At 70.1% G+C, this 25,018-nt stretch carries 22 protein-coding genes and 1 riboswitch; of the genes, 8 read left to right on the top strand and 14 right to left on the bottom strand.

The window, feature by feature from the left end; translation table 11 throughout:
* Positions 1 to 77: 77 nt before the first annotated feature.
* From Q5696_RS11355 to Q5696_RS11370, 4 genes are all read left to right on the top strand, one after another.
* Complete coding sequence (locus Q5696_RS11355) at positions 78 to 1,463, top strand: hemolysin family protein (RefSeq protein ID WP_305091474.1); 1,386 nt, start codon at positions 78 to 80, stop codon at positions 1,461 to 1,463.
* Positions 1,456 to 2,544, top strand: a complete 1,089-nt coding sequence (locus Q5696_RS11360; RefSeq protein WP_305091475.1) for a hemolysin family protein — start codon at positions 1,456 to 1,458, stop codon at positions 2,542 to 2,544. Before Q5696_RS11355 ends, Q5696_RS11360 begins: the two co-directional genes overlap by 8 nt.
* A gap of 6 nt (positions 2,545 to 2,550) precedes the next feature.
* Positions 2,551 to 3,423, top strand: coding sequence for a 3-methyladenine DNA glycosylase (locus tag Q5696_RS11365; RefSeq protein WP_305091476.1), 873 nt, complete (start codon positions 2,551 to 2,553; stop codon positions 3,421 to 3,423).
* 228 nt (positions 3,424 to 3,651) lie between these two features.
* Entirely contained in the window at positions 3,652 to 6,906 is a 3,255-nt protein-coding gene (locus tag Q5696_RS11370) for a protein kinase domain-containing protein (RefSeq protein WP_305091477.1), read from the top strand.
* A gap of 45 nt (positions 6,907 to 6,951) precedes the next feature.
* Here the strand turns inward: Q5696_RS11370 and lplAB are convergent, their stop codons facing one another.
* Together lplAB and Q5696_RS11380 are read right to left on the bottom strand one after the other, a co-directional pair.
* Complete coding sequence (gene lplAB, locus Q5696_RS11375; protein ID WP_305091478.1) at positions 6,952 to 8,001, bottom strand: lipoate-protein ligase LplAB; 1,050 nt, start codon at positions 7,999 to 8,001, stop codon at positions 6,952 to 6,954.
* 9 nt (positions 8,002 to 8,010) lie between these two features.
* A complete protein-coding gene (locus tag Q5696_RS11380) occupies positions 8,011 to 8,145 on the bottom strand; it encodes a hypothetical protein (RefSeq protein WP_305091479.1) in 135 nt (44 codons plus the stop codon).
* Between Q5696_RS11380 and Q5696_RS11385 the strand changes: the two genes are divergently transcribed.
* Entirely contained in the window at positions 8,144 to 8,599 is a 456-nt protein-coding gene (locus Q5696_RS11385) for a hypothetical protein (RefSeq protein ID WP_305091480.1), read from the top strand. The genes Q5696_RS11380 and Q5696_RS11385 overlap by 2 nt on opposite strands.
* Positions 8,600 to 9,131: 532 nt before the next feature.
* Entirely contained in the window at positions 9,132 to 11,315 is a 2,184-nt protein-coding gene (locus Q5696_RS11390; protein ID WP_305091481.1) for a malate synthase G, read from the top strand.
* 65 nt (positions 11,316 to 11,380) lie between these two features.
* On the opposite strand, the gene Q5696_RS11395 is transcribed toward Q5696_RS11390, so the two are convergent.
* On the bottom strand, positions 11,381 to 12,040 hold the full coding sequence (locus Q5696_RS11395) for a maleylpyruvate isomerase family mycothiol-dependent enzyme (protein WP_305091482.1): 660 nt from the start codon (positions 12,038 to 12,040) through the stop codon (positions 11,381 to 11,383).
* A gap of 169 nt (positions 12,041 to 12,209) precedes the next feature.
* Here Q5696_RS11395 and Q5696_RS11400 point away from each other — a divergent pair, with 169 nt between their 5' ends.
* Together Q5696_RS11400 and Q5696_RS11405 are read left to right on the top strand one after the other, a co-directional pair.
* A complete protein-coding gene (locus tag Q5696_RS11400) occupies positions 12,210 to 13,799 on the top strand; it encodes a substrate-binding and VWA domain-containing protein (RefSeq protein WP_305091483.1) in 1,590 nt (529 codons plus the stop codon).
* 3 nt (positions 13,800 to 13,802) lie between these two features.
* Positions 13,803 to 14,945, top strand: coding sequence for a metallophosphoesterase (locus tag Q5696_RS11405; RefSeq protein WP_305091484.1), 1,143 nt, complete (start codon positions 13,803 to 13,805; stop codon positions 14,943 to 14,945).
* A 112-nt stretch (positions 14,946 to 15,057) separates the two neighbouring features.
* Here Q5696_RS11405 and Q5696_RS11410 read toward each other — a convergent pair whose 3' ends face one another.
* From Q5696_RS11410 to Q5696_RS11460, 11 genes are all read right to left on the bottom strand, one after another.
* Positions 15,058 to 15,498: a hypothetical protein gene (locus Q5696_RS11410; RefSeq protein ID WP_305091485.1), complete on the bottom strand. Its 441-nt coding sequence runs from the start codon at positions 15,496 to 15,498 to the stop codon at positions 15,058 to 15,060.
* 35 nt (positions 15,499 to 15,533) lie between these two features.
* Positions 15,534 to 16,382, bottom strand: coding sequence for a class I SAM-dependent methyltransferase (locus tag Q5696_RS11415; RefSeq protein WP_305091486.1), 849 nt, complete (start codon positions 16,380 to 16,382; stop codon positions 15,534 to 15,536).
* Positions 16,383 to 16,563: 181 nt separating this feature from the next.
* A complete protein-coding gene (gcvP, locus tag Q5696_RS11420) occupies positions 16,564 to 19,401 on the bottom strand; it encodes an aminomethyl-transferring glycine dehydrogenase (RefSeq protein ID WP_305091487.1) in 2,838 nt (945 codons plus the stop codon).
* A 160-nt stretch (positions 19,402 to 19,561) separates the two neighbouring features.
* A riboswitch (glycine riboswitch) is annotated at positions 19,562 to 19,668 on the bottom strand.
* Positions 19,669 to 19,684: 16 nt separating this feature from the next.
* Positions 19,685 to 20,302 (bottom strand): MerR family transcriptional regulator, encoded by a 618-nt coding sequence (locus tag Q5696_RS11425; protein WP_370654772.1) that lies wholly within the window; start codon positions 20,300 to 20,302, stop codon positions 19,685 to 19,687.
* A 219-nt stretch (positions 20,303 to 20,521) separates the two neighbouring features.
* The gene (locus Q5696_RS11430) at positions 20,522 to 20,995 is read right to left on the bottom strand and encodes a bifunctional nuclease family protein (RefSeq protein ID WP_305091488.1); all 474 of its coding nucleotides are present in this window, start codon (positions 20,993 to 20,995) and stop codon (positions 20,522 to 20,524) included.
* A gap of 61 nt (positions 20,996 to 21,056) precedes the next feature.
* The gene (gene ftsR / locus Q5696_RS11435) at positions 21,057 to 21,794 is read right to left on the bottom strand and encodes a transcriptional regulator FtsR (RefSeq protein ID WP_305091489.1); all 738 of its coding nucleotides are present in this window, start codon (positions 21,792 to 21,794) and stop codon (positions 21,057 to 21,059) included.
* Complete coding sequence (gene odhI, locus Q5696_RS11440; protein ID WP_305091490.1) at positions 21,791 to 22,282, bottom strand: oxoglutarate dehydrogenase inhibitor Odhl; 492 nt, start codon at positions 22,280 to 22,282, stop codon at positions 21,791 to 21,793. The genes ftsR and odhI overlap by 4 nt, the downstream gene beginning before the upstream one ends.
* 259 nt (positions 22,283 to 22,541) lie before the next feature.
* Complete coding sequence (gcvH, locus tag Q5696_RS11445; RefSeq protein WP_305091491.1) at positions 22,542 to 22,946, bottom strand: glycine cleavage system protein GcvH; 405 nt, start codon at positions 22,944 to 22,946, stop codon at positions 22,542 to 22,544.
* Between the two features lie 46 nt (positions 22,947 to 22,992).
* On the bottom strand, positions 22,993 to 23,748 hold the full coding sequence (locus Q5696_RS11450; protein ID WP_370654919.1) for a DUF881 domain-containing protein: 756 nt from the start codon (positions 23,746 to 23,748) through the stop codon (positions 22,993 to 22,995).
* Positions 23,749 to 23,753: 5 nt separating this feature from the next.
* Positions 23,754 to 24,077 (bottom strand): small basic family protein, encoded by a 324-nt coding sequence (locus Q5696_RS11455; protein WP_305095246.1) that lies wholly within the window; start codon positions 24,075 to 24,077, stop codon positions 23,754 to 23,756.
* 104 nt (positions 24,078 to 24,181) lie between these two features.
* Positions 24,182 to 24,988, bottom strand: coding sequence for a DUF881 domain-containing protein (locus Q5696_RS11460; RefSeq protein WP_305095247.1), 807 nt, complete (start codon positions 24,986 to 24,988; stop codon positions 24,182 to 24,184).
* Positions 24,989 to 25,018 lie beyond the last annotated feature (30 nt).

Here is a 25,018-nt window from a genome sequence, read left to right on the forward strand (position 1 = left end):
CGACACCGCGGAGGGCTCCTCTACCGAGCCGGGCGACAAACCCGGCGCGCCCCACACGTCGAGCGGGTGGTGCTGACATGGACATCGCCTCCATCGCACTCACCACGCTCAGCCTGGTCGGCTTCCTCGCCCTGACCGCCGGCACCGCCCTCTTCGTGGCGGCCGAATTCTCCCTGACCGCGCTCGAGCGCAGCACCGTCGACGCCCACGCACGCGGCGGTGACCGCCGCTCCCGGCAGGTCCAGCACGCCCACCGCACCCTGTCGTTCCAGTTGTCCGGCGCCCAGCTGGGTATCACGATCACCACACTGATCACCGGTTACCTGGCCGAGCCGGTCCTGGCCCGGTTCATCACCCCGCTCCTGACCGCGGTCGGCCTGCCGTCCGGTGCCGCGAGCGGCGTCTCGCTGGCACTGGCACTGATCATCGCGACCTCGTTCTCGATGATCTTCGGTGAACTGGTGCCGAAGAACCTGGCAATCTCGCGGCCGCTGCCGACCGCCCGCGCCACCGCCGGCCTACAGGCCGGCTTCTCCCTGATCTTCAAGTGGGCCATCAACGGTCTCAACGGCACCGCGAACTGGATCGTGCGCCGACTCGGCATCGAGCCCGCCGAGGAACTGCGCTCGGCCCGCTCCCCACAGGAACTCGGGTCGCTGGTCCGCACGTCCGCCGAACGCGGCTCCCTCGACGCGGGCACCGCGCTACTGGTCAACCGGTCGCTGCGGTTCGGTGAGCTCAGCGCCGAGGAACTGATGACCCCGCGGGTGAAGATCGAATCCCTCGACACCGACGCCACCGTCACCGACCTGATCGCGGCAGCGTCCCGCACCGGGTTCTCCCGGTTCCCGATCGTCGACGGCGACCTCGACAACACGGTCGGCGTCGTCCACGTCAAACGCGCGTTCACCGTCCCGGCCGCGCAGCGCGCCACCACCCGACTCGTCACCCTCGCCCAGTCCGTGCCGGCGGTCCCCTCGACCCTCGACGGGGACGCGGTGATGGAACAGGTCCGCGCCGACGGCATGCAGGTCGCGCTCGTCGTCGACGAGTACGGCGGCACCGCCGGCCTGGTCACCATGGAGGATCTGATCGAGGAAATCCTCGGCGACGTCCGCGACGAACACGACGCCACCGAGGTCGACGTGCAACGCGTCGGACACAGCTGGTCCTGTTCGGGGCTGCTGCGCACCGACGAGATCTCCCGCGCCACCGGCTACATCGCCCCCGACGGCGAGTACGACACCCTCGGCGGCCTGGTCCTCACCTGCCTGGGCCGGATCCCCGCCGAGGGCGACGAGACGGCACTGCCGCTCGCGGACGGGCACACCCCGGCCGCCGACGAACGCGGCTGGATCGCCCGCGTCCTGACGATGGACGGCCGCCGCATCGACCGGGTGTTGTTGACCCCGGTCCCGGCGATCGACGTCGCCACCACCGCAGAGGAGACGCGCCGTGGGTGACCTGTTGGCCGTGGGACTCACGGTCGTCCTGCTGGCGGGCAACGCGTTCTTCGTCGGCGCCGAGTTCGCCCTCATCACCGCCCGACGGGACCGGCTCGAGGCGCTGCACGCGCAGGGCAAGAAGCGGGCCGCGACCGTCATCGAGGCCGGGCAGCATCTGTCGCTGATGCTCGCGGGCGCCCAGCTGGGCATCACGATCTGCTCGATCCTGCTCGGTAAGGTCGGCGAACCGGCGATCGCGCATCTGCTCGAGAAGCCGATGGACCTGCTCGGGGTGCCGGACGCCCTGCTGCACCCGATCGCGTTCACGATCGCCCTGTCGCTGGTGGTGGTGCTGCACATCCTGCTCGGCGAGATGGTGCCGAAGAACATCGCGATCGCCGGACCGGAGAAGTCGGCGATGCTGCTGGTGCCCGCGCATCTGGCGTTCATCAAGGTGGTGCGCCCGCTGATCGCGTTCTACAACATCACCGCGAACGCGATCCTGCGCATGATGCGGGTGGAACCGAAGGACGAACTCGACGCCACCGTCTCCGCACTCGAACTGTCGGAGATGATCGGCGAATCGCACACCGAGGGCCTGATCGACGAGGAGGAACACCGCCGGCTCACGCAGGCACTCGAGACCGAGGGCCGCACCGTCGCCGACGTGCTCATCCCGTCGGACAAGATGCGCTGCGTCCCGGCCACCGCGGGCGGCACCACCCTCGGGGCGGTCGAGGCGGCGGTCACCGCGACCGGCTACTCGCGGTACCCGGTGCGGGCCGACGACGGCACCCTGATCGGCTACGTGCACGTCAAGGACATCCTCGACCGGGTCGCCGACGAGGCCGCCGGCCCGGACACCGCGATCCCGCGCACCGACATCCGCCGGCTGCCGCTGATCTCGGTGAGCCTGCCGCTCGACGACGCCCTGGCCGCGCTGCGGCGGGCCGGCGCACACCTGGGTGCGGTGATCGACAGCTCGGGCGCGGTGATCGGCATCGTCGCGCTCGAGGACCTGGTGGAGGAGTTCGTCGGCACCGTCCGCGACGGCACCCACCGCATCGACGACGTGGTTCCCGGGCAGAAGGCGGTCTGACCGCAGATGGTGTCGGCTGTGCTGCCGGAGCAGATGTGGACCGCCCGACGGGACCGCCACCGCGAGTCGGTGGCGGTCCTGCTGGGGCCGCACCTGCAGCGCAAGGCGGCGGGCACCGCGCATCCGGTGCACGATTTCCTGTTCACCTACTACAGCGTGCGGCCCGCACAGCTGCGCCGCTGGCATCCCGGGTTCGGGGCGGTGCTCACCGGTGCCGCCGCCCGCCCGTATCTCACGTACTCCGGGTACACCGGCGTCGACGGCGGGGTCACCGTCTCCCCCGACCTGCTCGCCCGACGCCGCGCGACGGTCGAGTTCGTCGCCGCGCTGTTGTCGGCGACCGCGTCCCGCCGGCCGCACCTGAGCTGTTTCGGATTGCACGAGTGGGCGATGGTGTACCGCGGCGGCGACGACGCGGTCCGGCACGCGCAGGTGCCGCTGCGGCTCGGACACGCCGGCACCGACGCGGTCGTCGAATCGATGTCGTTGCGCTGCACCCATTTCGACGCGTTCCGGTTCTTCACCCCCGACGCGGTGCCCCGCAACGAGGTCCCGCTCGCCCGGGAGGACCAGATCGCCCACGAGCAGCCGGGCTGCCTGCACGCGGGCATGGACCTGTACAAGTGGGCGGCCAAGCTCGGCCCGCTGGTCGACTCCGAGATCGTCCTCGACTGTTTCCGGCTGGCAACGGAAGCGCGGGAACTGGACATGCGGGCCAGCCCGTACGACCTCACCGGGTACGGCTACGACCCGGTCCGGATCGAAACCCCGTCCGGCCGGGCCGACTACGTGCGCGAACAGGCGGCCCTCGCGGAGCGGGCCGCGGTGCTGCGCGCACGACTCCTGGACCGGTGCCGGACCCTCCTGGCGACCGACTAGCTGTACTGCCCGGGGCATCGACGAGGTCGGCTTCCCTCCGGTGACGGCACGAGCCGTGAGCAGCCCCCGGCGAGCATTTCGGACCTACCGTTCGGTCCCGTCCGGGCCGGTCGGGCGGTGTAGCCTCGGGATGTACTGAGCGGCCGGTCGCGACAACCGCCCACCGGCGCCGACACGGTAGGCCGAGCAGCCCACAATCGATGCCGACGGTGAATCGCAGGTGACGCGATGGTCGAGTCCGACCCGCTCCGAACCCAGCTGGGACCGAACACGCAGGGTGATCTGCTGCAGACACAGGCCGGGGCGGTTCCGGCGGCGGAGCCGGTATCCGGGGAGGTGCTGGCGGCCGAACTGGCGGCGGCCGGGTTCGACGACGCCGAGGAGATCGGGCGCGGCGGGTTCGGCACCGTGTTCCGGTGCATCGAGACCGACCTGGACCGCACCGTCGCGGTCAAGGTCCTCACCACCGATCTCGACGAGCAGAACCGGGCCCGGTTCGTGCGAGAACAGCGGGCGATGGGCCAGTTGACCGGGCATCCGAACGTCGTCGGGGTGCTGCGGGTCGGGCAGACCGCGGCCGGTCACCCGTTCCTGGTGATGCCGTTCCACCGGCTCGGCAATCTCGAACAGCGGATCCGGGACGGCGGCCCCCTCCCGGTCCCCGAGGTCCTGCAGGTGGGCGCGAAACTGGCCGAGGCCCTGCAGACCGTGCACGAACACGGCATCGTGCACCGGGACGTCAAACCGGCGAACATCCTGTTCACCGACTACGGGGAACCCGCCCTCGCCGACTTCGGGATCGCCCACGTCGCCGGGGGCTTCCAGACCGCGGCCGGCACCATCACCGGTTCTCCGGCGTTCACCGCCCCCGAGGTTCTCGAGGGCTCCGCCCCCACCCCCGCCTCCGACGTGTACGGGCTCGGCGCCACCCTGTTCTGCGCGTTGACCGGGCACGCCGCGTTCGAGCGGCGCAGCGGCGAACAGGTCGTCGCCCAGTTCCTGCGGATCACCACCACACCGGTCCCGGATCTGCGCGGCGGCGGCATCCCCGACGACGTCGCCGTCGTCGTCGAACGCGCGATGGCCCGCGATCCCGGCGACCGGCCGTCCGCGACGGAACTGGCCGACCTGCTGCGTGCCCTGTTCGACACGGTCACCGCGGGCGGAAACGCGCGGGCCGTGTTGCGGCCGCGCACGGAACTACCCGCGGACGTCACCAGCTTCGTCGGCCGCCAACGGGAACTGACCACGATCCGTGGCGCCCTCGCCGCGAACCGGCTGGTCACCCTGACCGGGATCGGCGGAGTCGGCAAGACCCGGCTCGCCTACCGGGCGGCGGCCGCGGTGCGCCGCAGTTTCCCCGACGGGGTGTGGCCGGTCGAACTCGCCGGTGTCCACGACCCGGCGCTCGTCGTCGACGCCGTCGCCACCGCCCTGGGGGTGCGGAACTTCGCGGGCCGACCGCTCCGGCAGGCCCTCGTCGACGCCCTCGCCGACCGCACGGGCCTGCTGGTACTCGACAACTGCGAGCAGGTCGTCGAGGCGGTCGCCGAACTGGTCGAGGACCTGCTCACACACTGCCCGAACCTGCGGATCCTGACCACCAGCCGGGAACTGCTGGGACTCGGCGGGGAATCGGTGGTGCAGGTGTCCCCCCTGACCGTCCCGGACCCGGACCGGGCACAGTCGACGACCGGCATGTCCCGGACGGACGCGGTGCAACTGTTCGCGGAGCGGGCCGCGGCCGCGGCTCCCGGGTTCACCCTGACCGACGACAACACCGGCACGGTCGCCGCCATCTGCACCCGCCTCGACGGGCTGCCGCTGGCGATCGAACTGGCCGCCGCCCGCACCCGCGCCCTGTCGGTCGAGCAGATCCTGCAGCAGCTCACCGAACGACACACGCTGCCCACCTGGGGGAACCGTGGCGTCCCCGAACGCCAGCAGACGCTGCGACTGTCCATCGACTGGAGCTACGAGCTGTGCACGCCCGTCGAACAGCGGCTGTGGAACCGGCTGGCGATCTTCCCCGGGTGTTTCGACCTCGACGACGCCGAAGAGGTGTGCAGCCGCGTCGGGGAGAACCCGTCGGTGCCGGACCTGCTCGACGTCCTCGCCTCCCTGGTGGACAAGTCGATCGTCGTGTGCGACGACGCCGGCGGCCGGGTGTACTACCGGATGCTCGAGACGGTCCGCGAGTACGGCATCGAAAACCTCGAACGCAGCAACTGGTACACCGCGGTGCGGACCCGGTTCCGGGAACGGTATCTGCGGCTGGCCCGGGACGCGGAAGCCGACTGGATCAGCCCGCGGCAACTCGAGTGGAGTGCCCGCCTGCTGCAGGAGCTACCGAACCTGCAGGAGGCGTTCGGATTCACCCTCGACGACGCCCCCGGTGACGCAGTACCGTTCGCGGCGTCGATGTACCCGTTCTGGATGGCCCGTGGGCGTTTCACCAGCGGCCGTCGCATCCTGGACCAGGCCCTGCAGCCGGGATGCCCGCAGCCTCCGCTCGTGCAGGCGAAGGCCCTGTTCGCGGCCGCGATCCTCGCCGCGTTCCAGGGTGACCTCGCGGCCGCCGACGCCCGTGTCGGGCAGGCCATCGCCCTCGCCGGTGACGACGCCGACCCGTTCACCCGCGCCTACGTCGCGATCTCGGACGGTGTCACCGCATTCTGCAGTGGCGATTTCCCGCGCGCCCGGAAACGGCTCGCCGACGCCGTCGACACCCCCGGGATCGACGCCCATCCCCAGCTGCAGCTCGAAGCGTTGAGCCTGCTCGGCTGCGTGTACGTGGGCGACCAGACGACCCGCGCCCTCACCTATCAGGGGCGGGCGCTGGCGCTCGCGCAGGCGGCCGGCGAGTTCGTCCACCGCGGGTACGCGCTGTGGGCCAACGGCGTCGACACGTGGCTGTCCGGGAACCGGGACCATGCCGTCGAACTGCTCGAGTCGGGGCTGCGCCTGACCCGGGAGACCGACGACCCGCTGATGGTGTTCACGTGCCTGCAGGCCCTCGCCTGGATCACCGCCGAACAGGGCCGGTTGCGGCGCGCCGCCGTGATCATGGGTGCGGCCGACGCGCATCGCCGACTCGTCGGCAGCAACCGGGTCCTGTTCCCGAATCTGCTCGTCCACCAGCAGAACTACGACGCCACGATCCGCGCCGCCCTCGACGAGACGGCCCTCGACGCCGCCCACCGGGAGGGCATGCGCATGTCCACCGACGCCGCGGTCGCCTACGTCCTCGGCGAACGCGACCGGCAGCCCGCCGACACCGGGCCGGCGACGCCGCTGACCAAACGGGAACACGAGGTCGCCGACCTCGTCGCCGAGGGCCTCACCAACAAGGAGATCGCCACCCGGTTGACGATCTCGCAGCGCACCGTCGACGGCCACGTCGACCACATCCTCACCAAACTTGGGTTCACCTCCCGCGTCCAGGTCGCCGCCTGGGTCACCGAATCGGTGCGGGCCGGGTGAGACGCACATCGGCCCGGGCGGTGATTCCGTCCCGGACCTCCCCCGTCACGGCACCCGGTACGTCCAGGCGTCGTCGCGGAACTTGCTGTCCACCAATGCTTTCGCGGCCGCGAGTTCCGTCTCGGTGTAGGTGCTGTCGTGGACGGTGTAGCGGGCCCGGAAGTGGGCGGTGAAGGCGTCGATGATGGCGTCGCGGGTCATGCCGGTCTGGGAGCGCATCGGGTCGACGCGTTTCCCGGAGGACGTGATGCCCTTGTCGGAGATCTTCTCCCGCCCGATCCGCAGCACCTCGGTCATCTTGTCGGCGTCGATGTCGTAGGCCATCGTCACGTGGTGCAGGACGGCGCCGGCGGCGAACCGTTTCTGGGCGGCGCCGGCGATCTTGCCGTGGTCGGAGGCGATGTCGTTGAGCGGCACGTAGCGGGCCTCGATACCGACGTCGGCGAGCGCCCCCATCACCCACTGGTCGAGGAACGCGTACGACTGCTCGAAACTCAGCCCGTCGACCAGCGAGGTGGGCACCGCCAGCGAGTAGGTGATGCAGTTGCCCGGCTCCATGAACATCGCGCCGCCACCGGAGATGCGGCGGACGACCCCGATACCGTGCCGGGCGGCGCCGTCGGCGTCGACCTCGTTGCGCACCGACTGGAACGACCCCAGCACCACCAGCGGGGAATCCCAGTCCCAGAACCGCAGCGTGGGCCGCCGCTGACCCGCAGCGACCTCCCGCGTGACGACCTCGTCGAGGGCGACGTGCATCGCCGGATCCAGCACGACGGGGCCGATGAGGTCGAACTCGTGATCGTGCCAGCTGGTGGCGTGCCCGAGGGCGCGACGGATCGCGATCCCCACCGATTCGGGGGTGAACCCGATCATCGCGACGTCGTCGCCGAGCGCCGCAGTGATCGCCGCCCCCAACTGGGCGGCGTCCGCGGCCGCTGACATACCCGTCACGGCGGCGGTGATGTCGTCCAGGGCCTCGTCGGGTTCGAGGAAGAAGTCCCCCGACAACGCCACCCGGGACAGGTGTCCGTCGTCCACCTCGACGTCGACGATCACGAGTTTGCCCCCGGGCACCTTGTATTCACCACGCATGAGGCGAGCCTATCGGCGGGTCACCGACGTGCGCGGACCAGCCCGATCGGCGTCGACACCGCATGCTCGAACCGACCCGGCGGTGACCACCGAGCGGGACCGCACCCCCGGCGGGAACGGGCCGGCGGCTACCGTGGCGGCCATGACGGATGCGGTGGAGACGTTGCAGGACACGATGTTCGATCTGCTCGGCCGGATCGCCGGCCTCGAACGCGACATCTTCGCCACCGTCGGCCCCGGCGGCGCCGATTTCGAGGCCGCCCACAAGGCCGTCGTCGATTTCACCGAACACACACTGCGCCCGTGGCACCGCGCCGTCGAGGAGCACCTGTACCCGGCGGCCACCCCCGTCGTCCGCGCCCGACTCCTCGTCGAGGGCCTGGCCGGGGAATGGCAGATGGTCGAGCAGGCCTACTCGCGGCTCTCCTGCGTCAGCACCGACCGGGTCCGCATCGCCGCCGACATCAGCGCCCTGCGTGTCCTGCTCGTCGTCCTGATCGGCAAAACCGCCGACCTGCTGATCCCCGCCCTCGCCGACGACGGCATCGACCTCCGTGAGGCGGCGGACAGGATTGCCGCGGCTGCACCCGCCGCGTGACCAGGCCCGTTGTCGGTGCCCACCGATAGCGTGCCGGCATGCTCACCGTCGCCACCGGAAATCTGCTCGACGCCGACGTTCGGCTCTACGCGCCGGACACCGCCTCCACACACGAATGATGCTGCGCGCAGTCTCGCTTCCCGCGCGCACGACTACGCGCGCGGCGCGTCAACTCGCGCGCAGCAGTGCCCGACCCTCCCGCCGTTCGCCGCAGCCGGACGACCGTTCACCGGACCCACCCCGCCCCGCCGCGCGGCCCCGCATCCACGGCAGTAGCATTCACGGACGATCGGCTCACTCGCCGATCTCCGATCGAGACCGCACACGAACTCGTACCGATCGTTCGTGGCACGGTCGGCGCCCACCGCACGCGCCTCAGCTCGTCAGCTGTATTCGTCGATGCCCCGACACGCGTTCCGGACCGATCTTCCCCGGAAGCTACTGCCGGGTAACATTGTTGTCGTCCCGTTCGGCGTCCCCGCACATCTCGTGCCCCGCGGACGCTGCTGGTACCGAAAAGTGAGGCAGTTCCATGACTGAACGCGTGCAGGTCGGTGGTCTTCAGGTCGCCAAGGTTCTCTACGACTTCGTCAACGAGGAGGCGCTTCCGGGCACCGGCGTCGACGCCGCCGCGTTCTGGGAAGGCGCCGGCAAGATCTTCGCCGACCTCGCCCCGAAGAACCGGGCGCTGCTCGCCCGCCGCGACGACCTGCAGGCACAGATCGACGCCTGGCACCGCGAACGTGCCGGCAAGCCGATCGACGCCGCCGAATACAAGACGTTCCTGCAGGACATCGGCTACCTGGTGCCCGTCCCGGCCCCCTTCGAGGTGACCACCGCAAACGTCGACACCGAGATCGCCACCACCGCCGGCCCGCAGCTCGTCGTCCCGATCCTCAACGCCCGCTTCGCCCTCAACGCGTCCAACGCCCGCTGGGGATCGCTGTACGACGCGCTGTACGGCACCGACGCCATCCCCGAAACCGGGGGCGCCGACAAGGGCACCGGCTACAACAAGGTCCGCGGCGACAAGGTCATCGCGTGGGCCCGGAACTTCCTCGACACCGCCGCCCCGCTCGCGAAGGGCTCGCACGCCGAGGCCACCCGCTACAGCATCGTCGACGGCAAGCTGGCCGTCGAACTCGGCGGCGAGGTCGTCACCACGCTCGCACAGCCGGAGAAGTTCGTCGGCTACACCGGCGACGAAGACCACCCCACCTCGGTGCTGCTGCGCAACCACGGCCTGCACATCGAGATCCTCATCGACCCCACCTCCCCGATCGGCAAGACCGACGGCGCCGGCGTCGAGGACGTCGTGCTCGAGTCCGCGATCACCACGATCATGGACTTCGAGGACTCCGTCGCCGCCGTCGACGCCGACGACAAGGTGGTCGGCTACCGCAACTGGCTGGGCCTCAACCGCGGCGACCTGTCCGAGTCGTTCGACAAGGGCGGCAAGACCGTCACCCGCACCCTCAACGCGGACCGCACCTACACCACCCCCGACGGCGGCGAACTGTCGCTGCACGGCCGCTCCCTGCTGTTCGTCCGCAACGTCGGCCACCTCATGACCAATCCGGCGATCCTCGACGCCGACGGGGCGGAACTCCCCGAGGGCATCCTCGACGCCCTGATCACCGGCGCCTGCGCAATCCACGGCCTGAGCATCGACGACGACCACGGCCCGCTGGACAACTCCCGCACCGGCTCGATCTACATCGTCAAGCCCAAGCAGCACGGCCCCGACGAGGTCGCCTTCACCACCGAACTGTTCGGTCGCGTCGAGCAGGTCCTGAACCTGCCCGCCAACACCCTCAAGGTCGGCATCATGGACGAGGAACGGCGCACCACCGTCAACCTCGCCGCCTGCATCAAGGAAGCAGACCAGCGGGTCGTGTTCATCAACACCGGCTTCCTCGACCGCACCGGCGACGAGATCCACACCTCCATGGAGGCCGGCGCGATGGTCCGCAAGGCCGACATGAAGAAGCAGACCTGGATCACCGCCTACGAGGACTGGAACGTCGACACCGGCCTCGCCTGCGGACTCGAGGGCAAAGCCCAGATCGGCAAGGGCATGTGGGCCATGACCGACCTCATGGCCGACATGCTCGAACAGAAGATCGGCCACCCCAAGGCCGGCGCCAACACCGCCTGGGTGCCGTCCCCCACCGGCGCCACCCTGCACGCCACCCATTACCACCAGGTCGACGTGTTCGCCGTCCAGGACCAGCTGAAGGGCAAGCCCCGCGCCACGGTCGACGAGATCCTCACGATCCCGCTCGCCCCCAGCACCGACTGGTCCGACGCCGAGAAGCAGCAGGAACTCGACAACAACTGCCAGTCCATCCTCGGCTACGTCGTCCGCTGGATCGACGCCGGCGTCGGCTGCTCCAAGGTCCCCGACATCCACGACGTCGCCCTCATGGAAGACCGCGCCACCCTCCGCATCTCGAGCCAGCTCCTCGCCAACTGGATCCGGCACGGCATCGTCACCGAAGCCGACGTCGTCGCCAGCCTCGAACGAATGGCCCCGGTCGTCGACCGCCAGAACGCCGGCGACGCCACCTACCGGCCGATGGCCCCGGACTTCGACACCAACATCGCCTTCCAGGCCGCCAAGGAACTGATCCTCGAAGGCGCGAAGCAGCCCAGCGGCTACACCGAGCCGATCCTGCACCGCCGCCGCCGCGAGTACAAGGCCGCCAACGCCTGACCCGCCCGGCACCACCCACACGGCCCCGACACCTCACCCAGGTGTCGGGGCCGTGTGCGTCGGACTTACTGCAGCCGCGCCGCCAGGATGTCGAATCCGGGGCCGTCGAGGTCCGCGAGACCCTGCCGCCGACCCGCCAGGGCGACCAGCAGCGCCTCCCCCGGCCCGCGCACCTCCGGACCGGCCCCGTAGCTCCAGTCGACGTCGGTCGCGACCAGGTGCAGCCTGCGAACGTTCGCAGGCGCCGGCAGCGCTCGGGCGCGGGGCGCGAACTCCAGGGCCGCGACCAGCCGCTCGTCCGGCACCGTCCGCGGATGTCCCAGCGCTCGGCGAATGTCCTGGTGATGGATCACACCGTCGGTGAGCGCGATGGCGCAACCGAACAACGTAGTGACACCCCGGGGCACGACATGCGCCCTCAGCCCGGCCACCAATTCTTCGGAATGGAGGGCACGACTCCGCTCGACCCCGACCTGATTGCATCGGGTCAGGGAAAACCGCGAGCGGACGAACAACGCCAGCACCGCGGGCCAGCTGAGCACCTCGTAACTCAGAATGTGGCCGACGACATCACGCACGGACCACCCGGGGCACAGTGACGGCCGCTCCCACTCGTCCGCGGTGAGGGTGTCGAGGTAGTCGGCCAGATCGCACCGCTCTGCCGTCGCCAGCTCTCTGAGGGCTACCACGATCTCACCCACTCCAGACCAGATCGGCGAATCCATGCCCTGAATCCATCATGACCCCTGCGTCATGTCGACGCATCCGCAGCCGCCTGTTCGCCCGCCGGAACAACCCGAGCACACCGGCGACGCCGGGGATGTCCGGATCCGCCACTACACTGCATTCGACGATCGACAGCGACGATCGCAGTTGGAAGCAAGGCGGTTTTTCGTGGGACGACATCGCAGTGATCGACGCATCCGGGGCATCAGCAAGGGGCCCGTCGTCGCCGTCGGAGTCGTGATCGCCCTCGTCCTCGGCGTGCTCGGCTGGTTCCACCTCCGAGACCGCACCGACGACCAGGGCACCGCCGCCGCCGGCACCTGCGTCGAGGGCGACGCCACCCTCACCGTCGCCGCCGACCCCGACATCGCCGACGCCGTCCGGAACATCGCCGACACGTACACCGCGACCCGGCCCGTCGTCCGCGACCACTGCATCACCGTCACCGTCCACGACACGCCCACACCCGCCGCCGTCGACGCCCTCACCACCGGCACCTGGAACGACACTCTCGGCCCCGCACCGGCCCTGTGGATCCCGGCGGACAGCACCGCCACCGCCCGCGTCCCCGCCGTCCTCGACGGCGGACCCAAGCCGATCGCGTCGACACCCGTCGTCCTCGCCGCCCGCACCGACCTCCCCGGCCTGTCCTGGCAGGATCTGCCCGCCCGCCAGGCCACCGACCTGAAACTGGCCCTCCCCGACGACGTCTCGGCCAGCTACGCCGTCCTCGACGCCGTAGCCGCCGCCACCACGAACACCCCCGGCCCCCTCGACGACACCCAGGCCGCATCCCCGCAGGTCACCGCCGCGATCAGCGCCCTGACCCTCGCCGCGCCCGCCGCCGGACCCGACCCGCTCACCGCACTCGCCGCCGGCTCTGCCCCGTTCCAGACCGTCCCCGCCACTGCTGCAGCACTCCGCGACCACCCCGGCCTCGTCGCCGTCACCCCCACCGGCCCCACCCCCGTCGCCGACCACCCGGCCGCGATCCTCGACACCGACTGGGTCGACGACACCACCGCCCGCGCCGCCGCCCAGTTCGTCGACCACCTCCGCAAACCCGAACAGCAGCAACTCCTCACGGACGCCGGCTTCGGCACCACCCCCGCCACGACCCTCACCCCCGCCACCGGACCGGCCGCCACCCGGCTCGCCCAGACGTTCGCGAACCCGGCGCTCCCGCAGACCACCACGATCCTGCTCGACGTCTCCGGCTCCATGGGCTACGACGACATCACCGGCACCCGCCTGAACAACACCGTCACCGCTCTCACCACCCGCCTCGACACCCTGCCCGACAGCTCCGAAGTCGGACTGTGGGTGTACAGCCGCGGCCTCGACGGCGCCAAGCCGTACCAGGTGAAGGTGCCCACCGGCCCCCTGTCCGCCGACGACCGCCGCACCCGCCTCGACGACGCCCTGCGCGGTCTGCGGCCCCGCACCGCCACCTCCACGTACGCCTCGCTGATCGCCGCCCACCAGGCTGCCGCCGAGGGGTTCACCGACGGCCGCACCAACTCGGTTCTGCTGATCACCGACGGCCCCAACGACGACACCTCCACCACCGCGGCGCAACTCGAGAAAGCCCTCACCGACGCCGCCCACCCGGTCCGTGTCGACGTGATCTCGATCGGCGACACCCCCGATCGGGCCACCTTGCAGAAAACTGCCGACATCACCGGCGGCACCCTGACCGTCGTCCCCTCCGCACACAGCCCCGAACTGACCGCCGCCCTCACGGACCTGCTCGCCTGACCCGTGATCCGTATCGCCGTCTTCGGGACCTTCCTCGCCCTCGTCACCTGGTGGGTGCACCGCCGCCTCGTCCGCGCCACCGGCCTCACCGGCCGGCCCGCCCACCTCGTCGACGCCGCCCTGATCGTGCTGTGGGTTCTCGCCCTCGTCGGTATCGGCTCCGGGGAGGTGTTCGACCCTGCTTGGACCCGGATCCCCGGATTCGTCGGCTGGGTATGGCTCGCCGCCCTGCTCTACCTCGTCCTCGGGTTGATCGTCGTGGCCGCAGGGTCCGGGATCGCCCGGCTCGCCGGCCGTCCGCAACCGACCGATCCGTCCCGCCGCCGCGTGCTGCGCGGAGCCACCGCCGCTGTCGCGATCGCCGCCGTCGGCGCCGCCGGCTACGGGGTCACCGAAGCCCACACCCCACGTATCCGCCGCATCCGCATCACCCTCGACGGGCTGCCCAGCCGTTTCGCCGGCGCCCGCATCGCCCTCGTCACCGACCTGCACGTCGGCCCGGCCCGCGGTGTCGGCTTCACCCGCAAGGTCGTCGACCTCGTCAACGCCCAGAAACCGGATCTGGTCCTGCTCGGCGGCGATCTCGTCGACGGCACCGTCGACAAGGTGGGTCCCGACCTCGAGCCGCTCCGCGACCTGAACGCACGGCACGGCGTGTTCGGGGTCAGCGGCAACCACGAGTTCTACGCCGGTGACGGCGGCCGCTGGCTCGACCTGTGGGACACCCTCGGCATCCGAACCCTCCGCAACGAACGCGTCGAGATCCACCGCGGAGGCGACGTCATCGACCTCGCCGGTATCCACGACGCCACCTCCCCTGCACCGTACGAGCCGGACCTGCCTGCGGCCCTCGCCGGACGCGACCCCGACCGGTTCGTCCTGCTCCTCGCGCACGAGCCGAAACAGGCGATCGAAGCATCCGAACTCGGGGTGAACCTGCAACTGTCCGGGCACACCCACGGCGGCCAGATGTGGCCGATCGGCTATCTCGTCCCCCTGCAACAGCCGTCCGTCACCGGCCTCGACCGCATCGGCGACACCGTCCTCTACACCTCCCGCGGCACCGGCGCGTGGGGTCCGCCGGTCCGGGTCGGGGCACCCCCGGAAATCACCGTCATCGAACTCGCCTCCCGCCGCCCCGGGTAGGGGCGGTCGGTGAGTTTCTTTGCCAACAGCTGATTTTTTCTGAATATTCTTCAGTTCCGTCTCATGCAGAGTTCGGTGCCAGCTGTTCGAGTCACGTAGCGGCCGGCGGCCCTCACGTCGTCGGACAGAGCACCGTCCGCGCCTGCTGCCAGATCGGAAACAGGTCGGGGCTCGACGCGTCGGGCACCGTGCGGTGCGCGACGTCGACGAACTCGAGGAACGTCTTCCCCGGCGTCCCCGCCACACTGCACGCCCGCAGACCCAGTGTCACCGCCTGCGCCGGGCCCACTCCCCTCGCCCACGGCCCCAGATCCGACGCCGCGAACACGCCGATCTGACCGCCCCACCGATCGAACGCGAACTGTAGATCGAAGTCGCATCCGTCCGGAACCAGTGTCGCGCACGTGATCTGCTCGCCGTCGAGAGCGACGGTCCGATCGGCGAGCGCGCGCGACGACGACGTCTGCGACACCGACGACCACTCCCGCACCGCCACCACCCCGAACCCGACGACCGCTGCCACCGCGAGCACCGCCACCAGAACGCGCGTCACGCCTCCCCCTCTCGTCGGCCCGCACCGGCCCCCGACTACGGGCGCTGCGCGAGCGTGAGCCGGATCCGATGCCGCGCGGTGATCCGCCCCTCGTCGTCACGCCAACCGTCGAGACGTTCGAACGCGGCATCCCGCACCCGGTCGAACTCGTCGGCGGGAATCGCCTCCCACAGCATGCGCTGCCCGTGCGACCGCGTCCACGCGAACCATTGGGAGGTGTCGTCGAATCGTTGTACGAGTTCGAAACTCGACGAGCGCACCCCCACCAGGCCGGCCGACTCCATCAGCGCCTCGACGGCGGCATCGGATCCGAAGGGCCCGTTCGGATCCCGCGGGTCGATCGGGAAGAAGTCCCGCTCCCCGCGTCCTCGATACGGTTCGAACAGGTCCTCGAGTGCCGCCCAGCGCGGATCCCAGGCACTGAACGTCGACACCGCGACCGTGCCGCGCGGCACCAGCAGCGACCGCCACCGAGTGAGTGCCACCGCCGGATCCGGCAGGAAGAACACCATGAACGACGCCGTGATCGCGTCGAACCTCCCCTGCGGCAGCCGCGGGTTCATCGCGTCCATCATCTCGACGTGGACGTTCACCAGTCCGTAGGCGCGGGCATCGTGCGCGGTGGCGGCCACCATGTTCGGCGACAGGTCGATGCCGGTCACCTCACCGTCCGAGCCGACCGCGGCCGCCAGCCGGAACAGTACCGCTCCCCTGCCGCATCCGATGTCCAGCACCCGACCGCCGTGCGGCGGATCGGCGGCCGCGACCAACCGCTCCGCGATCGGCCCGAAGAACGACACTCCTACGTTGTCGTAGCTGTCTGCGACGAGATCGAACAGGTCCGCGATCCGTTCGGACCGGCCTGTCCCCGGTGCCTCGGTCATCCTTCGATGATGTGCCCGCGTCGTCGCGGCGGTCAACGGGAGGTGTCCGTCCGACCGGCGGGAGTTTCGGTAATTCTTTCGTTTCCGTCTCACCCAGAGTTTCACATCGGGGGAAAGGGTGTCGGCCCGGACGCTCCCCTCGGGCGTCCGGGCCGACACTCATGTCATCGCGGCGAGCGAATCAGCTGGTGAACGCCTCGATCGGCGGGCACGAGCACACCAGATTGCGGTCGCCGTGCGCTCCGTCGATGCGCCGCACCGACGGCCACACCTTCGGCCGGTCCAGGCCGGCCGGGTAGACGGCGATCTCCCGCGAGTACGGGTGATTCCACTCGGCCACCAGGCACCGGGCGGTGTGCGGGGCACCGCGCAGCGGGTTGTCGTCGACGGGCCACTCCCCCGCCCCGACCCGGTCGATCTCGCCGCGGATCGCGATCATCGCGTCGATGAACCGGTCGATCTCGTCGAGGTTCTCGGATTCGGTCGGCTCCACCATGAGCGTGCCGGACACCGGGAAGCTCATGGTCGGGGCGTGGAACCCGTAGTCGGCCAGACGCTTCGCGACGTCGTCGACCGTCACACCCGTCTCCTTGGTGAGCGGACGCAGATCGAGGATGCACTCGTGCGCGACCATGCCGTTCTCCCCCGTGTACAGCACCGGGAAGTACTCGTCGAGGCGGCGGGCAATGTAGTTCGCGGACGCGATCGCCGTGAGCGACGCGTGACGCAGCCCGCGGGCACCCATCATCGCGATGTACGTCCACGTGATCGGCAGGATCGACGCGCTGCCGTACGGCGCCGCCGACACCGGACCCGAGCCACCGAGTTCGGGGGCCATCGGGTGGCCGGGCAGGAACGGTACGAGATGCGAACGGACACCGATCGGGCCGACACCCGGGCCGCCACCACCGTGCGGGATGCAGAACGTCTTGTGCAGGTTCAGGTGGCTGACGTCACCACCGAACCGACCCGGGCGGGCCAGGCCGACGAGCGCGTTGAGATTGGCGCCGTCGACGTACACCTGGCCGCCGGCGTCGTGGACGGCCGCGCAGATCTCGCCGACCTCGTGCTCGTACACACCGTGCGTCGACGGGTAGGTGATCATGATCGCGGACAGCTCCGCCGCGTGCTCGGCGACCTTGGCGCGCAGGTCGTCGACGTCGACGTCACCGTTCTCGCGGCACGCCACGACGACGACGCGCATCCCGGCCATGACCGCCGACGCGGCGTTGGTGCCGTGCGCGCTCGACGGGATCAGGCACACGGTGCGGTGGTCGTCGCCGCGGGACAGATGGTAGTTGCGGATCGCGAGCAGGCCCGCGTACTCGCCCTGACTGCCGGCGTTGGGCTGCAGGCTCACCGCGTCGTATCCGGTGATCGCGACGAGCCAGTCCTGCAGGTCCGAGATCACCTGCAGCATGCCGGGCGCGTCGGCGACCGGCGCGAACGGATGCAGCTTCGAGAAGCCGGGCCAGGTGATGGGTTCCATCTCGGCGGTCGCGTTGAGCTTCATGGTGCACGAGCCGAGCGGGATCATGCTGCGGTCGAGGGCGATGTCCTTGTCGGACAGGGCCCGCAGGTAGCGCAGCATCGCGGTCTCGGTGCGGTACTTCGTGAACGATTCGTGCTGCAGGAATGCGCTCGTGCGGTTCCCGAACGGCGCCGGCGTGCACTCCACGGTCGCGGTGGATCCGAACGCGGCCAGAACGGAGTCGACGTGCGCGTCGGTGGTGGCCTCGTCGCACGCGATCCCGACGTGGTCGGCGTCGACGAGACGCAGGTTGACGTTCCACGCCTTGGCGCGTTCGACGACGTCCGCGGCCCGTCCCGGCACCTTCGCGAGCACGGTGTCGAAGAAGTTTTCGTGCACCACGTCGACGCCCGCGGCGCGCAGACCGGCGGCGAGGCGCTCCGCGTGCCCATGGACGCGCTGTGCGATCGCGGTCAGGCCCTCGGCGCCGTGGTAGCTCGCGTACATCGCGGCGACGACGGCGAGCAGCACCTGCGCGGTGCAGATGTTGCTGGTGGCCTTCTCCCGGCGGATGTGCTGCTCGCGGGTCTGCAGGGCGAGCCGGTACGCCTTGTCGCCGTCGGCGTCGACGGACAGGCCGACGAGCCGGCCCGGCAGCTGGCGGGCGTGCTTGGTGTGGACGGCCAGGTAACCGGCGTGCGGTCCACCGAAGCCCATCGGGACACCGAACCGCTGCGTGGTGCCGAAGCAGGCGTCCGCACCCAGTTCTCCGGGCGGGGTGAGCAGGGTCAGCGCCAGCAGGTCGGCGCCGACGGCGACGAGCGCACCGCGGTCGTGGGCGGCGGCGATCGTCGCCGCGTGGTCGACGACCCGTCCCGACGCGCCGGGAACCTGCGCGAGGACACCGAAGAAGTCGCCGTCCGGGAGTCCCTGCGTCAGATCCGCTTCGACGATCTCGATACCGAGCGGCTCGGCACGGGTCACGACGATCGCGCGGGTCTGCGGGAACAGGTCGGTGTCGATCACGAAACGCGGGGACTTGCTGCGCGACGCGCGACGCAGCAGCGTCATCGCCTCGGCGGCGGCGGTGCCCTCGTCGAGCATCGACGAGTTGGCGATCTCCATTCCGGTCAGGTCCGCGATCATGGTCTGGAAGTTGAGGAGGGCCTCGAGCCGGCCCTGACTGATCTCCGGCTGGTACGGGGTGTACGCCGTGTACCAGGCCGGGTTCTCGAGAATGTTGCGCACCAGCACCGGCGGGGTGAGCGTGTCGTAGTAGCCGAGGCCGATCATGGAGACGGCGGTGGTGTTCCGTCCGGCCAGCTGCGTCAGCGCGGCCAGGGCCTCGTGTTCGGACAGCGGCTCACCGAGTGCGTCGAGTCCGGCTGCGACGCCACCGACAGCGGGATCGAGGATGCTCGCGGGCACAGCCTTGGTGGCGAGTTCGTCGAGCGAGGCGACGCCGACAACGTCGAGGATGCGGGCCAGTTCGCCCTCGTCGGGGCCGACGTGACGGTCGGCGAACGAGTGGCTACGAGCGTCGATCAAGTGAACTCCCAGGCGGTGAGGCGGGTACAGGATGCGCTCCGGTGACGGAACGGTCCTCCCCCTCTGTCGCCTGCTCGGAGAAGTCCCGAGCGCCTGAGAGATTCGGCTTGCGCCTTTCCCCGTGGGCGGGTGGGTGCTCCCACCGCTTTCCAGAGGCGTCGTAGCCCGCACGGTCCCGGGTGCCTGAGAGATTGACGGGGAGGTGTTGCTCCTTCGGCGTCCGTGCAGGCAACAGGTGCCCACACGGAACTCTCCCGCGCGACGTCGACGCCGGGACAGTCTATCAACCGGTCTTGCGGTCGCCTCGGTTGCGGCGGCGGGACGCGAGTTCGTCCTCCGGCCGCTCGGTGAGGTCGCCGCCGTCGGCGCGTTCGGCCGGGAAATTCGCGATGGTGCCGGTGAGTTCGCGCATCGCACCGCTGACGGCGATCCCGAACACGCCCTGCCCGCCCTGCAGCAGGTCGACGACCTCCTCGGCCGACGTGCACTCGTAGACGGTGACGCCGTCGGAGAACAGGGTGATCCGTGCCAGATCGGCGACGCCGCGGCTGCGCAGATGGTCGACGGCCACCCGGATGTTCTGCAGCGAGATACCGGTGTCGAGTAGGCGTTTGACGATCTTGAGGACCAGGATGTCCTTGAACGAGTACAGCCGCTGGCTGCCCGATCCGGCGGCCCCACGGATCGAGGGGACGACGAGGTTGGTGCGCGCCCAGTAGTCGAGCTGGCGGTAGGTGATGCCGGCGATCTGGCAGGCGGTGGGCACCCGGTAGCCGACGAGGTCGTCGGGCACGGTGTCGTCGGGGAACAGTCCCGGCTGCACGTCCTCGGCCACGCGGCTGTTGTCCATACCGCTGTTCTGAGCGACGTTCGGCCGGTGTTCCTGCGGACGATCTCCCACGGACTACTCCCTCTCGCGCACTCGGACTACGAGTGAACCCGATCGGTGGATGCACTCAGCGTACGCCGTGGACTCACAGCGTGACGGACGTTCGCGGTCAGACGCTAGAACCCCCGCCTGGCCGGGTCAATGCGACACACCGACCAATATTCAACTATCGGTCAATCGTCCACCATGACGATCCCACCGGCCGCCGCGCGGACACGACCGTTCACCGGATCAACCGTCGGTGGCCTTGAAGTCGTCCGGCGACACCGACTCGAGGAATTCCTTGAACTTCTCGACCTCGTCCTCACGTTCGTCGGGCATCACCAGTCCCGCCTCGGCGAGCACGTTCTCCTCGACGAAGATCGGCACCTCCACCCGCAACGCGATCGCCACCGCATCCGACGGCCGGGCCGAGACCCGGACATCACCCTCGAACACCAGGTCCGCATAGAACGTGCCGGCCTGCAGGTCGACGATCCGCACCTCGAGCAGCGTGTGCTCGAAGGCCTCCAGCAAGTCCTTGACGAGGTCGTGCGTGAGCGGCCGCGCGGGTTCGACACCCTGCTGCTCGAGCGCGATCGCAGTGGCCTCGGTCTGCCCGATCCAGATCGGCAGGTACCGTTCGCCGTCGCTCTCCCGCAGCAGCAGCACCGGCTGGTTCTGCGGTTGTTCGACACGGATACCGATCACACGCATCTCACTCATCGCGTCCTCCAACTCGAGCCGGTGGTCTACTCCCCGATTCTATTCGCTGACATCCGAGTCGTCAGCGATCGAGTGCCTCCCGGACGGCCGCCTTGACCAGGCACGTGTGCAGTGTCAGCGACAGCGCCGCCAACTCCCGCACCATTTCCTCCGCCCGATCCCGAGCACCCGCGTCCCGCCCCTTCGCGACGGGTCCGGCGATCTGCGCGACGAGACCGGCCTCGCGGTCGGCGGCGAGCTTGAACGCCCGCAGATGCCGCACCTCGAGACCGAACTCCGACATCGCCCGTGCGGTCCGGGCCAGCGTGACGGCGTCCTCGTCGAAGAAACCGGCCGGGCCGGGCACGACGAGTCCGCTGCGCAGCAGCTCCGACAGGAATTTCTCGTCGATCCCCGAACGGGCGATCAGGTCGTCCCGGCTGATCCGCACCTCGCGGTCGGACCGGAACTCCTCGGGCGACACCTCACCCGGCGCGACGGCGAGCGGGCGGGGGCGCCGCGGAACCGAATCCACGGCGCCCACCGTCGCCACACCCTTGTCGATCGCCTCGAGCTGTTCCTTGATCACCTTCAACGGCAGATACTGGTCCCGCTGCGCGGTCAGCACGTACCGCAACCGTTCGACGTCGGCGATCGAGAACCGCCGGTACCCGGACGGTGTCCGTTCCGGGCTGATCAGCCCCTCGGCCTCGAGGAACCGGATCTTGGAGATCGTCACGTCCGGGAAGTCCGGACGAAGCCGATCGAGGACCGTCCCGATGGACATGCCCGCGGCGGCCTCCTGCCGAACAGCGGTCATTGGTTGCCCGCACCTGCCGCGGATTCGCCGATCTGCGAGCCCCCGGTCCGGGGCCCGGTGAGGAACACCAGTCGGAACTTGCCGATCTGGACCTCGTCACCGTTCGCGAGGACCGCCGAGTCGACGGGCTCACGGTTGACGTAGGTGCCGTTGAGGCTGCCCACGTCGACCACCTGGAACTCGTCGTCGTCCTGCCGGAACTCCGCATGCCGACGGCTGACGGTGACGTCGTCCAGGAAGATGTCACTGTCGGGGTGCCGACCCGCCGACGTCGTCGGCTGGTCCAGCAGGAACCGCGAACCGGCGTTCGGGCCCCGCTTCACGACGAGCAGCGCAGAGCCTGCGGGCAGACCCTCGACCCCGGAGACGGGGGCGTCGGCGGTCTGCGCCGCCGCACTGTCCATCTCACCCAGGAAGTCCGCACGGAAAACCGACGTGGTCTCGGCCGGCGTCTCTCCGTAAACCGCATCGTTGCCGTTCTCGGTCACCGTTTCTCCTCCTCAGTCCGGGTGCGCGGGACGCTGGTCCGACATGCCTTGCGGCACTGTCGAACGCGTCCCGCGCACGCGACACAACTGCACGCGATACAACTCGGCCCAGACGGATCTCGGCCATGATCACATTCCGATGCGGGTCAGTGCACCGACACGGCATTGCGTTCCCCTCGACCGTACCCTGAGAGGGACGGCGCGTGTAGGTGGACAGGCCGTGCGGTGACCCGCGAAATCCCGCGAGGGACTCCGGAAGTCAGCTTCCGGAGACCGCGCGGTATCCTTCCGCGTCCAACGTCGCCGCGAGGGCCTCGTCCAGCGCCGCCTCGGACTCCGTTTCGAGGTCGACGAGCCATCCGGCGTCGTACGGGGCACTGTTGACCAGTTCGGGGCTGCCGTCCAGATCCGTGTTCGCCGCAACAACTTTCGCCGTGAGCGGCGCGAAGATGTCGGACACGCTCTTGGTGGATTCCACCTCGCCGAACGACTCACCTGCGGTCACGGCCTCACCCTCGGCCGGCAGCTGCACGAACACGACGTCGCCGAGCTGCGACTGAGCGAAATCGGTGATGCCCACCCGCACGGTCGTCGGACCGGTCCGACGCACCCATTCGTGTTCTGCCGTGTAACGCAGATCGGCGGGGGTTGCGAGCTCACTCACGGTGGCTTCCTTTCGGAGACGGTCCGACGAACGGGACCGAAGAAGATCAGTTTGCGGGTCGAGAGTATTGACGCGGTGCGACGTCCCGCAAGGCGGAGACCGTGACCTGCGCGGATTGTTCGATCTGCAGTTGACCACCCGAGCGGGCGACGGTGTCGACGACGCCGCCGGGGATGTTGAGGGCGGCCGCGAGCGTCGGGGGGTCGCCGATGGCGACGATCCGGTACGGGGCCGCGACGGCCCGGCCGTCGACCGTGATGTCGCCGGAGGTGCCGGTCACCCACGAGTCGACACCGATCCGGACGGCTGCGTCACCGCCCGTGCCACCGATCTCGATGGCCTCGGCGCCCGCGGCCCGCAGCTCCTGCATCAGATCCAGCAGGACGTCCGATCCCACCGCGCGGCCCGGATCACGGACGGTGAGGACGACCCCGGGGCCGGTCGCCGCGACGGTTCCCACCTGGATCGACAGGGCCGACAGCCGGGCCTTCGCCTCGTCCAGTGCGGCCCCGCTGCCGCCGCCGGCCTCCAGTTTCGACAGGGTCTGCTCGAGGCCGGTGATCTCCTGCCGCAGAGCGGCCTCGCGCTGGTTCAGGTTGCCGAGCACCGTGAGCAGGTCGGCGGGACGCGCCGAGTCGAGATTGTCGCCCGAGCCGGTACTGCTGACCTGGGTGGCGATACCGACACCGAGTGCGGCCATGAGCAGCACCGCCAGCAGACCGAAACCGAACCGGCTGCCGGTACGGGGCGTCCGCGGTGTCCGGGGTTCCGGCATCTCGTGCCGGCCCTCCCCCTCACCCATGCCCGTCACGCCCCGAACAGTCGGCGCCGGAGTGCGGCGGCATTGCCGAAGATGCGGATACCGAGGACGACGATGATCGCGGTCGAGAGCTGGGTGCCGACACCGAGCTGATCACCGAGCCACACCAGCAGGGCCGCGACGAGGACGTTGAACACGAACGAGACGACGAACACCTTGGCGTCGAAGATCTCGTCGAGGTAGGCGCGCAGCCCACCGAAGACGGCGTCGAGTGCGGCGACGACGGCGATCGGCAGGTACGGCTGCACGGCGTCGGGCACCTGCGGGCTGAACACGATGCCCGCGGCGATGCCCGCCGCGAGCGCGAGCACCCCGTAGAGCGCGTTGCCGCTCCTGCGTGGTGTCCCCTCCCCCGTCGTCCCGGTCGACCCCGGCGTTTCCGACCCCGGCGTTTCCGACCCCGGCGTTTCCGTCGTCACGATCCCCCCGTTTCCTGTGCGTACTGCGTGTCTCGTCCCGTGGCAGCGGGCAGCTGCAGGTCGTCGGCACCGGCGACGCCGAAACCCACACCGTAGAGGTCGCGCACGGCAGCCATCCGCAGGTAGGCGTCGCTCACCACGAAACCGGTCTCCAGGGCCTGCGGCGACCCGATCGCCTCCACCCGGTAGGGCGACGGCACCGGTTGATTGTCGACGAGCATCGCGCCGCCCGCCTGCCGGATGGTCACTCCGGGGCCGATCCGCACACCGCCGACCGCGACGGCCTCGGCGCCGGACGACCACAGTGCGTTGACGACGGACTGCAGGTCGCGGTCGAGGACGCCGGTGCGGGCCGTTCCGGGGCCGCGCTGCGACGAGTCGGTCAGGTCGGGGCGGGCCGGTGGGTCGGTGAGCGTGACGACGAGTCCCGGCCCGGTGACCGGTTCGGCGGCCGCACCCGCCTCGGCGGTGTGCAGTCGGTCGAGGACCCGGGCGCCCTCCGCGTCACCGGCGAGGACCCGGGCCCGCAGGGCCTCGACCCGGATCGCCAGTTCGTCGCGGCCGGTGGCGAGCGTGTGGCCGGCCGTCTCCGCGGCACGCACCTTGCTCAGCATCTCGGTGCGGGTGCGGTCCACGTCGGACGCGGACGACGACGCCTGCGCGTACGCCGTCCCGAGCACGACACCGACGAGGATCGCCCCGGCCGCGAGCCAGGCCCCGGCACCGAGCCGGGTCGGCTTCCCGTGCTCCCGGGCGCGGTCCTCGGCGGCGGCCGCATAGCCGGGGTCGAGGTGATCGGTCATGAGCGACTTCAGCAGCGACGGCACCGGGTT

Origin of the sequence: Prescottella sp. R16 (genome assembly GCF_030656875.1) — a bacterium.
Lineage (GTDB): Bacteria > Actinomycetota > Actinomycetes > Mycobacteriales > Mycobacteriaceae > Prescottella.